The organism is Picosynechococcus sp. NKBG042902 (assembly GCF_963864045.1).
GTDB lineage: Bacteria > Cyanobacteriota > Cyanobacteriia > Cyanobacteriales > MRBY01 > MRBY01.
Window position 1 is genome coordinate 103,398 of record NZ_CAWLTV010000076.1, and the last position, 12,388, is coordinate 115,785.

12 protein-coding genes are annotated in these 12,388 nt (G+C 51.5%); 4 read left to right on the plus strand and 8 right to left on the minus strand.

Annotated features, from left to right (window positions below):
• Nucleotides 1–15: 15 nt before the first annotated feature.
• The 4 genes from AACR41_RS14450 to AACR41_RS14465 form a co-directional block, all read right to left on the minus strand.
• Nucleotides 16–2,718 (minus strand): PEP-utilizing enzyme, encoded by a 2,703-nt coding sequence (locus AACR41_RS14450; RefSeq protein ID WP_030006080.1) that lies wholly within the window; start codon nt 2,716–2,718, stop codon nt 16–18.
• A complete protein-coding gene (locus AACR41_RS14455; RefSeq protein WP_030006081.1) occupies nt 2,715–3,893 on the minus strand; it encodes an LL-diaminopimelate aminotransferase in 1,179 nt (392 codons plus the stop codon). The genes AACR41_RS14450 and AACR41_RS14455 overlap by 4 nt, the downstream gene beginning before the upstream one ends.
• A gap of 27 nt (nt 3,894–3,920) precedes the next feature.
• Nucleotides 3,921–4,247, minus strand: coding sequence for a thioredoxin family protein (locus AACR41_RS14460; RefSeq protein ID WP_012305927.1), 327 nt, complete (start codon nt 4,245–4,247; stop codon nt 3,921–3,923).
• 215 nt (nt 4,248–4,462) lie between these two features.
• Nucleotides 4,463–5,266 (minus strand): PspA/IM30 family protein, encoded by an 804-nt coding sequence (locus AACR41_RS14465; protein WP_012305928.1) that lies wholly within the window; start codon nt 5,264–5,266, stop codon nt 4,463–4,465.
• A gap of 543 nt (nt 5,267–5,809) precedes the next feature.
• Here AACR41_RS14465 and AACR41_RS14470 point away from each other — a divergent pair.
• The 3 genes from AACR41_RS14470 to trpB all read left to right on the plus strand — a co-directional run bounded on the left by AACR41_RS14470 (nt 5,810) and on the right by trpB (nt 8,324).
• Complete coding sequence (locus AACR41_RS14470) at nt 5,810–6,223, plus strand: response regulator (RefSeq protein ID WP_223209850.1); 414 nt, start codon at nt 5,810–5,812, stop codon at nt 6,221–6,223.
• Between the two features lie 23 nt (nt 6,224–6,246).
• Nucleotides 6,247–6,981 (plus strand): sensor histidine kinase, encoded by a 735-nt coding sequence (locus AACR41_RS14475; protein WP_223209851.1) that lies wholly within the window; start codon nt 6,247–6,249, stop codon nt 6,979–6,981.
• Nucleotides 6,982–7,070: 89 nt separating this feature from the next.
• Nucleotides 7,071–8,324: a tryptophan synthase subunit beta gene (trpB, locus tag AACR41_RS14480; RefSeq protein WP_012305930.1), complete on the plus strand. Its 1,254-nt coding sequence runs from the start codon at nt 7,071–7,073 to the stop codon at nt 8,322–8,324.
• Between the two features lie 73 nt (nt 8,325–8,397).
• Here the strand turns inward: trpB and AACR41_RS14485 are convergent, their stop codons facing one another.
• From AACR41_RS14485 to AACR41_RS14495, 3 genes are read right to left on the minus strand one after another with little or no spacing between them, the layout of a single operon-like run.
• On the minus strand, nt 8,398–9,057 hold the full coding sequence (locus tag AACR41_RS14485) for an HAS-barrel domain-containing protein (protein WP_012305931.1): 660 nt from the start codon (nt 9,055–9,057) through the stop codon (nt 8,398–8,400).
• A gap of 18 nt (nt 9,058–9,075) precedes the next feature.
• Complete coding sequence (locus AACR41_RS14490) at nt 9,076–9,246, minus strand: NAD(P)H dehydrogenase subunit NdhS (RefSeq protein ID WP_012305932.1); 171 nt, start codon at nt 9,244–9,246, stop codon at nt 9,076–9,078.
• 54 nt (nt 9,247–9,300) lie between these two features.
• Nucleotides 9,301–9,966 (minus strand): hypothetical protein, encoded by a 666-nt coding sequence (locus tag AACR41_RS14495; RefSeq protein WP_030006082.1) that lies wholly within the window; start codon nt 9,964–9,966, stop codon nt 9,301–9,303.
• Between the two features lie 82 nt (nt 9,967–10,048).
• Between AACR41_RS14495 and AACR41_RS14500 the strand changes: the two genes are divergently transcribed.
• Complete coding sequence (locus AACR41_RS14500; RefSeq protein WP_030006083.1) at nt 10,049–10,630, plus strand: hypothetical protein; 582 nt, start codon at nt 10,049–10,051, stop codon at nt 10,628–10,630.
• Nucleotides 10,631–10,645: 15 nt separating this feature from the next.
• Here the strand turns inward: AACR41_RS14500 and nadB are convergent, their stop codons facing one another.
• Nucleotides 10,646–12,319, minus strand: coding sequence for an L-aspartate oxidase (nadB, locus tag AACR41_RS14505; RefSeq protein WP_030006084.1), 1,674 nt, complete (start codon nt 12,317–12,319; stop codon nt 10,646–10,648).
• Between the last annotated feature and the right edge of the window lie 69 nt (nt 12,320–12,388).

Below are 12,388 nucleotides of genomic sequence, written 5' to 3' on the forward strand. Positions count from 1 at the left end.
CTGCTATGTGGGCAACTAATTCGCATCCGTAGACAGGGCTTCTGGATCTAAAAGTTCCACCTGACCCAGACGACCGTCGAGGCGTACCCATTGACCTGGTTGGAGCAGCTCAAGGGCCATGGTGACATTGGCAACCATTGGAATTTGGTGTTGGCGGGCCAAGCTTGCCCCCTGGGAGAGCATGCCCCCCTGGGTTGTGATAATGCCGCTGACCTCCTTGAGATGCTCTAGAAAATGTTCATCAATGTAGGTGGTCACCAAAATATCATTGGGACTCCAGGATATGACCCGTTCCCCAGGTAAACAGCGATGGACGCGGCCAATCACCGAGCCACTACTCACCGCTTGACCCTGGAGTTTTTGTAAAAAACAACTACTCGAAACATCTTCTTTCGTGGTCAATTGACCGTAGATAATCTCTGGGGGAGGCCCCTGCTCTTGGTTCACACTCATCTGCGATCGCCGATATTGAATTTTGAGCTGGAGGCGGGAGAACTCCTGGGATTGGGGGGCATTAATCAAGGCCTTTACCTCCGGGAGCTTGAGCCAAAAAATATCCTGGGGCTGCTCTAGATAACCTTGGTTTTGCCAAATCTGGGCGATCGCCAAAAAATGCCAGCGCAACTGGGCCAAGAACGTTTCACAAAGCCCCGTTACCATTTCCTGTTGACGGTAGATCTGCTGGAGTTGGCGCTGGGCGGAGCTAAGACCAGGGGGAGAAATGGCGGTGCGCGGCTGGTTCACTAAATCCGTTAATTGTTGGCGGATCGTCCCCGAATCTTCTCGCCAGCGCCGCTGGGCCAACTCCCAAGGGAAATCTGCCCCATCCCCATGCTCCTTCAGCCACTGATTTAAACGACCAAACAAATGTTCACCATCGGGCAGCTCTGCGAGTTGGGCAAATAAAACCGCCCGTGTAAAGGGTTCAACGGCTCCTTGGCTTGACTCCCCTTTGGTGCGGAGAGTGCCCCGGATATCCACGGCCAATTGATTGAGAGTTTGAAATTTGGGCGGGAGCGGCGGCAAAAAATGAGACAGTCCCGTGGTCAAACGGCGACGCCAGAGGATCACTTCTCCCCGGAGCCAATAGCCAAGCAAAAGCTCCAGCATCTCTGTAATTTGCTCGACATTTTGCACCAAGTCCGCCAGGCTGAGGGTCGAAAGATCATTGCGACTGATCATCTTGATCGTTTTTAGCAGGGGATAACAAAGGCGCTCCGCTTCCTGCTGAAACTCTGGGTACCATTGCCAATCCCAACGCAAATAGCGGTAACAGAACAGAGGATGGCGCAGGCCAAACAGCAGACAGCCCAGCCGGGATTGGAGGTCGCTAAATTCAAAATTTTCCCGGCGGCAGACCCGCTCCCAAAAGCTGCGATTGAGATAGCTATATCCCCGATGATGGGAAATCAAGGCGATGTTCTGGAGATTTTCGCGCCCTTCCCACAGGGCATTATAGATACTGGCGATCGCCCCTGGTGCCGTGACCTCTAATAGGGAGGCACTCAAAGGGGATAAAGGTTTGGGGAAATGGCTCGCAATCTCTTCCCTCGTCCAGACCGGATGGAGATGATAGATCGGCCGCACCCGCAAAATCCAAATATCCTGGCCCGTAAAACACCATTCCAGGGCCTGGGGGCTGCCCTGTTGATGTTCCAACTGACGGCTGAGGTGGGCCACTTCTTGCAAAATATCCAAGGGAGGGTGGTTAGCATAGGGTTTCCCGCCCAGGGGTTGGGGTGAATCCAGACCGTAGTACAGCAAAAATTGGCCTTCTCCAATCACGAGCGGCGTAATAAAATCCCGGACAACTTCCGTGAGGGGATCCTGGCGCTTGTAGGGGAGCGGTGGGCGACTGTAGGTAATGCCAGACCATTGCACGGTGGGTTGGGCTTGCACCAGCAGTGCTTGTTTCCCCACTGCCGTTTGACTAAAGCCATTCACCAGGGCAACTTCCAAGGCTTCTGGGCTGGTGAGTTGCTCCGTGGGAATCTGAAATCTGGGAAGGACTTTTTCGCTGGAGAGACGCACCATATAAGGGCGATCGCCACTGGGTTTTAGTAAATCAACCAGTCGTTTAAAATCATCCCCTGGTTTTAGCACCCACCCCGGCAAAACGGGATAACCCAAATATTTCAATTGGCTGAGGGTCGCCGCATCCTGGCCCACTTGGGGGCTACTGAGGCGCTGATCGAGGGAGAGAAAGCCGGATTCAGGCCGAAAAATTTGCCAAACTTGCCGACTATTTGTTGTCTGTTGACTTAACCAGCCCAGGAGTCCCCCCAGGGCGATCGCCGCGACCCAATAGCCCGGCACCGCACCGTGGCGGATCGTGAGAGCGACAAAAATCAAGGTTAAAACGGCCCAGATCCCCAGGCGAATTTGTCGAAATACCGTCAAGCCCACCAAGCCAATAAAACTGACAATGGGGGTAATCTGCCAATCATGGAGTAACAAGCCTCCCCACACCGCCGCAAAAGCCAGATCTTGGGTGCGCCAATAGCGGCCCATCATAAAAGCTAAAAGACTGATGAGTTCCCAGGGGGATTGGTACGGGAAAAAATACCGGGTGAAGAGCACCACAATTATCCCCAGGAGACAATCTCCCAACAGTTGCCTAGGGGGATGGCGATCGCCCCAGGGCAAAATACAAACTGCACCGAGGGTTGGGATTAAAGTAAAAATGAGTAGACAACCCCAGACCTGCGTCAATGTCATGGTTGTGGCGAAAGGAATGTTTGGATCCGGCGCACGGCTTCCCGCAGTACCGCTGGTTCCTGAACGAGGGCAAAGCGGACATAGCCTTCCCCTGTTTTACCAAACCCTGATCCTGGCGACAGGGCAATGCCCGTTTGGGCCACCAATTGGGTACAAAATTCCAAAGAAGTTCCTGACCAAGCTTCTGGTAACTTGGCCCACACATAGAGGGTCGCCCCAGGCTTTGGTACAGACCAACCGTGGTCATTGAGGGCTTCGACGAGGGCATCCCGGCGGGCTTGGTAAACGCGTACGTTTTCCGCGATGGTGACTTGATCCCGTTGGAGGGCGGCGATCGCCCCGTTGAGAATCCCTTGGTATTGGTTAAAATCAACCACCGCCTTAATTTGGCGTAGGGCCGCAATCAGTTGGGCATTCCCCACCGCAAAGGCAGTACGAAAGCCTCCCATATTAAAGGACTTTGAAAAGGTAAAAAATTCAATGCTACAGGTTTTTTCCGGATCGGCCTGTAATACCGACGGTGGTGCCGTTTCCCCAGCAAAATAAATGTCGTTGTAGGGGAAATCATGAATTAGCGCCAGATCATGGGCCTGGCAAAACGCTACTGCCCCTTGAAAAAAATCGAGCGTGGCGATCGCCGTCGTGGGATTGTGGGGATAACTGAGAATCATTAAGCGACTTTTTGCCAAAATATCCTGGGGGATCGCCGCAAATTTCGGCAGAAAATGATGTTCAGCGGTGAGGGGCATAAAGTAACTTTCGCCACCCGCCAGCGCCACCCCACCCGCATAGGATGGATAACCCGGATCCGGCAGTAGAGCATAGTCTCCAGGGTCGAGCAAGGCCAGCGGCAGGTGGGCCGTCCCCTCCTGGGAACCGATCAGTGCCAAGACTTCGGTATTCGGATCAACGGCAACCCCATAACGCTCGGTGTACCAAGTGGCGATCGCCTCTCGAAAAGCCTGGGTATTGCGGTGAAGGACATACCCATGGGTTTGGGGATCGGTTAATGCCTGGGCAATGGTTTCCGTGGCGATCGCTGAAGCAGGGAGATCAGAAGAGCCGAGGGATAGATCAATTAAATCCCGACCTGCTGCCACCGCCTTGGCCTTGGCCCGGTCCATATCTGCAAACACATTTGCCGAAAGCCGTGATAACCGCTGGGAAAAATGCATAGGGGCAAATCAAATCGCTGAAAAATATTACAGTTGGGCTTCAACAAAATCCTTAAGACCCTGCTTCGTAATCGCCCCCTCATGGCTCGCCACAACCTTCTGGGCCTTAAAAAAGCGCAGGGCCGGCACCCCCTCCACTTGGCATTGGGCAACGGCTTCCGGATTGGGGTCTACTTCGAGCTTAACGACTTTTAGGCGATCGCCATACTCCTGGGCGGCCCAACTGACCGAGGGCGAAACTAACCGACAAGGCCCACACCAACTGGCCCAAAAATAGACCAAGATATCTTGATTGACGTTGAGGACTTCCTGCTCAAACTGGGAATCGGTAATTTCCAAAACGCTGCCACTCACAGGGGGTGAACTCCTTGATTACTTACAAAATGAAGACAGTTCCTTACGTTAACAGTTTTCGGCGATCGCTGGATCAATGGATTTACGAACAGCCACAAAACTCCGTAAGCGAACTAGGTAGGAGTTCTTTGGACTTCTACCCCGCCAAGTAATCTGTTTGTAAGGTTTCAAGACCCAAAAACCAGGATAAAGATCCCCCCCCTCAAGGCGAGATCCTAGAGATTTTTCATTTGGGTGCGTAGGGCCTCCAGCTCAGCATCCACCGCCGCAAAATCAGCATCCGTTGGTTCGGGAGTTTCGACGGGAGTATCGGATACTTCTTCCATTTCATCCACCATCTTGGCCGCTTCTAGGGCTGGTGCTTCTTGGGAAGCCGCTTTGAGCATCGCCAACTCATCATCAATGGAATTGGAGGCTTCAAGTTGGGCAAATTCTTGATCTAAACTGGCACTGCCCAAGACATTGGTTGCTTCAGATTGGGCTTCGAGTTCCATGATTTTGTCCTCCATCCGCTCGAAGGCACTCATCGCACTGCTGGTGTCGATGTTGTTCATGGTGCTCTGAAGTTGGGCATTCGCTTTTGCTGCATTGGCCCGGGCCTTAAGCATATCTTTCTTGGTTTTAGCCTCTTGGATTTTGCTTTCTAGGGCAAGGAGGTTTTCCTTGAGGGTTTTTACCTGGGCATTTTGTTGGGTCAGTTGCTGTTGGAGGACTGCTGCGGTGTCCGCAAAGGTTTTTTTCCGGACTAGGGCTTCCCGGGCAAGATCTTCTCGACCGTTCTTAATGGCTAATTCTGCTTTCTTTTGCCAAGTGGTCGCTTCGGTTTGGTTTTTGATCAGCTGTTGCTCAGTTTTTTTCTGGGCGGCGATCGCCCGGGCCACCGACTGGCGTAATTGCACCAAACTTTCCCCCATATCGGCAACGGCCTGTTCCAATATTTTTTCGGGGTCTTCGGCCTTACTGACCATATCATTGAGGTTGGCTTTAACAACACGACCAAGACGATCTAAAAATCCCATGATGCTATATCTCTATACGTGATTGAGTGCAATTTAAACTGTGACTTACTCTGGCAAAGGGGTAAGCATACTCCTTTACATTTTAATCACTCCTTTGGTTTTCTATGGTAGTCGCTTCTACTGCTTGGGTCATTGGCTAAGAAGTTCGTCGGGCGTGAATGCCCAAAGGAAAGTTGTATTCACCCGCAAAGATTGCATCTTAGTGTAGTCGGTAGTCAATGCGAGTTCGATTTTCTAAGTTTAATTTTTAAGACCACACTGCTATCTTGGCTGGTTTTCGTATTATTTTGAGATTAGTAAAACAAAGTATGACGATATCTAACCAATAGGGGAAAGCCTAAATAGGTTATTGTAAAATAGTGACTTTCCTGGAAAAATCATCCTCGTGAAAATTCAGCACCAGTTGTAAATCGAAGGAATATGGATTCCTAATATCGATGCAAGTAGGCGAGTAACGGCCACTTTTCAAGGGAAAAGCCTGGGGTGAAAAAGCGAGATTGCAAGTGAATTTGGCCTGACTTCCCCAACTGTCGCGACTAAACTATGCACTTAGATGATCTACATATTCTGCTCATTGAAGATAATTTGGCGGAAGCTGAATTGTTAGGGGATCTACTGGCAGATATTGAGATGGTGCAGTGCGATATTGTGCATTTTGCCCACCTCGAAAAGGCGATCGCCTGTCTTGAAGACCAAACCTTTGACGTGATTTTGCTCGATTTGAGCTTGCCCGACAGCCAGGGCCTAAGCTCTCTCCCGATGCTGATGGGCATTGCCCCAGACGTTCCCATTGTGGTGCTGACGAATACCAATGATGCCGAGTTAGCCCTCGAAGCGGTGCACCAAGGAGCCCAGGATTATTTAATCAAAAAAATATCGCCTTTGACCAAGAGACATTACTCCGCTCAATTCTCTACGCCATCGAACGCAAGCGAAATCAACAGGCCCTCAAGTTAGCCAACGAGCGACTCCGGCAAGAGATGAAGGCCCGCGAAGCAATGCAGATCAAACTTGAACAATCCAACCAGGAGCTTGAACAGTTTGCCTATATTGCCTCCCACGATTTGAAGCAACCCTTAGCGAGTATTTACTCTTGGTCTCAACTGCTCCAGGTGCGCTACGGCAATTGTCTGGATGAAAAAGGGAGTAGTTACCTCAATGCGATCCAAGATTCCGTGCGCCAGATGACCCAGCTTATTGAAGATCTTTTAACCTATTCGCGGGTCGATCGAGTAGAAAATACGGCGGTGGATGTGGATTGTAATTTGATCGTCCATCAGGTTTGTAATCGACTCAGTTCGGCGATCGCCCAACAAAGCGCCAAGCTCACCATTGATTCCTTGCCTACCATTCAGGGAAATCCCCTACAAATTAGTCAAATTTTCCAAAATTTAATCGAAAATGCCCTCAAGTATTGCCGGGAAGAGGTGCCTCCCCAGATTCGGATCAGTGCCGTCCAAAACGATAACCACTGGGTTTTTAGCTGCCACGACAATGGCATTGGCATTGAAGCCGATTATTTTGAGCAAATTTTCTACGCTTTTAAACGCCTCCATTCCCAGAGTCAATATTCTGGGACAGGCATTGGCCTCGCCGTGTGTAAAAAAATTGTGCGCCGTTATGGTGGTGAAATTTGGTTGACTTCTACCTTTGGTGAAGGCTCTACTTTTTACTTTTCCTTTCCGATGCAATCTTCCCCCAAGGACAATGCCTAGGAACCAGCCCCAGGGTATCTGCGAGGGAGTTTGATCAAGTTACAATAAAGCTGACCCAGACCTAGTTGATTTCACCTGATACAGACACCGTGACTATTTCTCCCATTTCTCCCCAAGACACTACCTTTAACCCCAATCAACCCGATGCCTTTGGGCGTTTTGGGAAATATGGTGGTAAATATGTGCCTGAAACCTTGATGCCCGCTTTAGCTGAGTTAGAAGCGGCCTATGCCCAGTATCGTAACGACCCGACTTTTCAAGCAGAATTAGCTGGACTATTAAAAGATTATGTTGGTCGCCCCAGTCCCCTTTATTTTGCAGAACGGCTGACGGCTCGCTATGCTCGCCCCGATGGTTCTGGCCCGCAAATTTACCTGAAACGGGAAGATCTCAACCACACAGGTGCCCACAAAATCAATAATGCGATCGCCCAGGCCCTCCTCGCCAAACGCATGGGCAAAAAACGCATCATTGCCGAAACTGGTGCGGGTCAACATGGCGTTGCCACAGCGACGGTCTGTGCCCGGTTTGGGCTGGAATGCATTATCTATATGGGGGTGCAGGACATGGAACGCCAAGCCCTCAATGTCTTCCGGATGAAATTATTAGGAGCTACCGTCCAACCCGTAGAAGCGGGCACTGGAACCCTCAAAGATGCCACCTCCGAGGCCATTCGGGATTGGGTAACAAATGTAGAGACAACCCACTATATCCTCGGTTCCGTAGCTGGCCCCCACCCCTACCCGATGATGGTGCGAGATTTCCACGCGATCATTGGTGCCGAAACTCGCCAACAATGTGCAGAAAAGTGGGGTGGCCTCCCGGATATTCTGATCGCCTGTGTGGGGGGAGGTTCCAATGCCATGGGGCTTTTCCACGAATTTGTTAAAGATTCGACCGTGCGCTTGATTGGCGTTGAGGCCGAAGGGTCTGGGATCACCAGTGGTCACCACGCCGCCACCCTCACCCAAGGGAAACCAGGGGTCCTACATGGGGCCATGAGCTACCTATTGCAAGACACCGAAGGCCAAGTTGTCGAGGCCCATTCCATCAGTGCGGGCTTAGATTATCCTGGCGTCGGCCCGGAACACAGCTACCTCAAAGATACTTGTCGGGCTGAGTATTACAGTGTCACTGACCAAGATGCAGTGGCTGCCTTCCGACGGGTGTCCGAGTTAGAAGGAATTATTCCCGCCCTGGAAACCTCCCATGCCTTTGCTTATCTAGAAACCCTTTGTCCCCAGTTGTCGGGCAGTCCGCGCATTGTGATCAACAGTTCTGGTCGGGGTGATAAGGATGTACAAACGGTGGCGAAATATCTCGATCGCCATGGTTGGGACTAAAGAAATTCGAGATTAAAGTCTAAATTGCGGTAAATAACGAGGGGGATTGATTGTAATCCCTCTTTTTTTGTGGCTACCAATGAATCTGACTCAGGATGTAGCGGAGTCGGTCGTAGTCATCTTTGAGGAGGGTGCTGATCATCCGCCCCACATCCACTAACCATTGGCGATCGCCTTTTCGCAGTCGGTAGACTTCCCGCACTGCCGCCGCCATGAGGGATTCTGGGGGCACCCAATTCACCTGCAAAAGCACTCTGAGAAACTCTAATCTGTCGGTGAAGTGAATAATTTCGTCCGGTTCGCAATGGTAAACCGATTGGTGAATTTGGGGGGGACGGGGTGGTAAATATTGAAACACTTCGCCCCGCCGACCATTGCGGCGATTACTGGGAATTTCAAAACCGACGATGGCCGCCCGAAACTCCGTTTTGAGCATCGCAAAAATTTGCGGCTGTTGTTCTCGCAACTCTTCGAGGCTCATCCCCAAGGCCCTGGCCCGATGGACTGAATCAATGGGGGCCGTGGTGACGTAGGTAACGACCCCGTAGACGATGTTGCCTGATTCTTCGTCATAGGATTTTACCCAACTGCCAAAGGGGGGCATCACTGGAAAGCTGAGGTCTTCCGGCTCCAAACATTGGGCGGTGAACTCAGTGGTGGCAGTTTCAATGACCTCGGCAATGTGATCGGGGTGGCGATCACCAGGGGAAAATTGGGGCAAGGGCAGACGCATAGGACGAGCCAAAGGGACTTATTTCGTGACTTCAAGCTCCGCGAGGTTAAAGGTAATCAATTTATCCCAGTTCCCCCCTTCAAAAAGAACTGCCGCCCGACCATCGCTGACCCGTTGGACGAGGCCCTTAAACCGATAAAAGGTGTCATCGGGGTTGATTACGCGCACCGTGCTACCAGGGAGAATCATCGCTTCCAAACCTTTTACTGAAATGACTAAGAAATTTTACCTATCATAGCGCGTTCAATTGGCGTTACTCGCCGAATCTGTCAGGCGATCGCCTTCGTTATTGAGTTGGGGTAGGGATTCTGGAAAGTAGATCGTGCGAATATCTGTCGGCAACTCTTCTAAAATCAATTGACGCCCTTGGTTAAGCCAATTCTCCACATCCTCAACGGTCAAATACTCTCTCTCGGCCTGGAGATGGGCAGAAATGCGGGTCGAGCTCCAGTGAAAATGATCCGCGAGCACCACAATCAACCGGGGCAGTGGCGGAACTAAATCCAAGGCTTGTTCGAGGTAACACCACAGGGGCGGCGTTGTCCGCTTAATGTCATAGTTAATGCTGGCCACTGGCGGAATCTCGAACTGATCCTGGTAGGCCGTTGCCACTTCCAAAAGCCACTGCTGTAAAGATTGAAACCCTTGGGCCTCTAAATCGAGGGTGCGCATCTCGTGGAAAATTTGCCGCCAGGTCAGGGCAAAAAGATAGTCCGTCTGCACAGGCGATCGCCCCCCGTGGCCAATGAGGGTGTAAACCAACGGTGCATATCGACAAAAAATCCCTGTGAAGTATTTCCCTTGATCCGAATAGCGTTGACAAAAAGTCAGCAGATCCGAATCGCTATAATGGTTGAGGGCCAAAATCAGTGGATGATTGGTTTCAGAAAAACTCGGAATCTGAATCATGTCCTGCAATAATGCCTAAAAAGTGCCTGTGCGGCGTCACCTGATTTTAATCATAAGCGATTCACCTCCCAACTTTTGTTCCATGACCGTTGCTTTCTCTGCATTGTCCCATCCCTCAATAGCGGCCTTTTTCCCCGCCTTCGATAGCCTGTTTTCCACCCAAGGCATCATGGTGATGTTGCTCTGTGCCTATGGGGTCGCCATGTGGATGTTTCTAACCACAGCCCCCAAAGTCCACACGATTATGGTCTCGGATCTAGAAGTGGCCAGGGGATTTTATGAAGGAATTTTGCAGCTCCCCGTCGCCGATGTTCCCCTCCACTACTACTACAACTATGAACAAACCCTAGGGGCCGCCAGCCTTGACCCGATGTATATGGGGGCCAGTCCCATAGCGATGGGCCGCACTGAAACCTTGGGGGGGGCAGACGGGTTATGGTATCAACTGAAAAAAAATACCCAACTCCATGTGGTATCTGGGGCGAGCCTTGGAAAAAAGAATCGCCAACGCCACGTTTGTTTCGATAAGGATTGTCTAGAAGCGCTCCTGCTCCGTATCCAAGCCCGCCGTCTCAAATATAAAATTCGCCAGGAGAAACCCTTAAACTTTCTGGTCAAAGACTGGGATGAACGGGTGATCGAACTCGCAGAAGTTATTAATTAATTCGCCAGGGGGATTTCAGGGTGACTGCTCTAGGCGCGACGGTGCAGAACGTTGCAACGTTTCCCCTTCAACTAACGTATGCACTTGCCAAGGGACTTCAGCGTTGGGATAGTCGGTGCGATAGTGCCCACCACGGCTTTCGGTACGCCAGAGGGCACTCTTGAGGATTAAGAGGGCAACATCGGTGAGATTACAGGTTTCTGCATAGAGACGAATTTGCGCCTCGGCATCGGGATGAGTGAGGTGGATCTGCTGCGGGGGACGGCCCTGAAGAAATTGCGCCAGAGGCATTTGCTGGAGTTGTTTTTGCCAGGTGCTTACCTGGGCGATCGCCTCCTGTAAAATTTTTTGTTCTCGACAAATACCAGCGCTTTGCCAGAGCAATAGGGGGAGATCGGCCCGGATCGTTTGCACTTTAACGGATAATTTTTTCCAGCTTGCGGTGATGGTCTGGATCTCAGGATCTTGTACCGCTAGGGCCGCTGGTTTTGGCTGGAGATCCCGCAGTTGCGCCGCAAAAACTAGACATTCTAACAAGGAGTTACTCGCGAGACGATTCGCCCCATGGACACCCGTACTTGCGGTTTCGCCAATGGCATAGAGCCCTGGAATCGAGGTTTCACAGTCTGTATTGGTGGTGATTCCCCCCATCCAATAGTGGGCGGCGGGGGCCACAGGAATTGGCTCCGTAAAAACATCCACTCCCCACTCGGCACACATCCGAATAATGTTCGGGAAGCGACGGCGGATTTTCTCAGCGGGGATCACACTCAGATCGAGGTAAACATGGGCATTGGCCGGATCACCGGCATTTTCGGCCAGGTAGCTAAAAATAGCGCGACTGACCACATCACGGGGGGCGAGTTCACCGTCTGGATGGTAGTCAAAGGCAAAGCGATCACCATTAAACCCCAACAAATGCGCCCCTTCACCTCGTACCGCCTCACTAATCAAAAAATGGGGGGCGTTCGGTTTCGTTAAGGCCGTGGGATGAAACTGAAAAAATTCGAGATCCCGCAACTGAGCGCCCGCCCGCCAAGCCAGGGCCACCCCATCCCCAGTACTGACGGTGGGGTTTGTGGTTTGGGCGAAAATTTGGCCGCCACCGCCTGTCGCTAAAATTACGGCTCCTGCGGCAATCCACTGAATGTGATGATCAAATAAAACACTGACCCCTTGGCATCGGCCCGTTTCATTGCGCCAGAGTTGGAGGGCAAAGGCCTGGGAAACAATGTGAATGTTCGGACGTTCAACCACCTGCTCGATCAAGGTGGTAATGATCGCTTTGCCGGTGGTGTCGGCAGAATGTAACACCCGGGGGCGGGAATGGGCAGCCTCCAGGGTCATCGCCAGTTCCCCATCCCTGCGGTCAAAGGCGACCCCCATGGTCACTAGATGATCAATGGCTTCCTTCGCGTGGTTAACTAAAAACTCAACAGCCTCAGGATCACACAGGCCAGCCCCCGCCTTGAGGGTGTCTTGGAAATGTAATTCTGGGGAATCCATCGGGGCGATCGCCGCCGCAATACCGCCCTGGGCCCACTTACTTGATCCGGTGCGTAGCTTTGCCTTCGTGATGAGACCCACCTGTAAATGACTCGGCAAGGACAAGGCCGCATACAAGCCCGCTGCGCCACTCCCAATGACAACAACATCAAATTGAGTCGGCAAATTGGTCACGCTGGTCATTCCTTTGGGCAGTGGGTGGGCAATAAATTCTAATCACTATAGCTTTAAACCGCGGCGAACTGTGAGTTG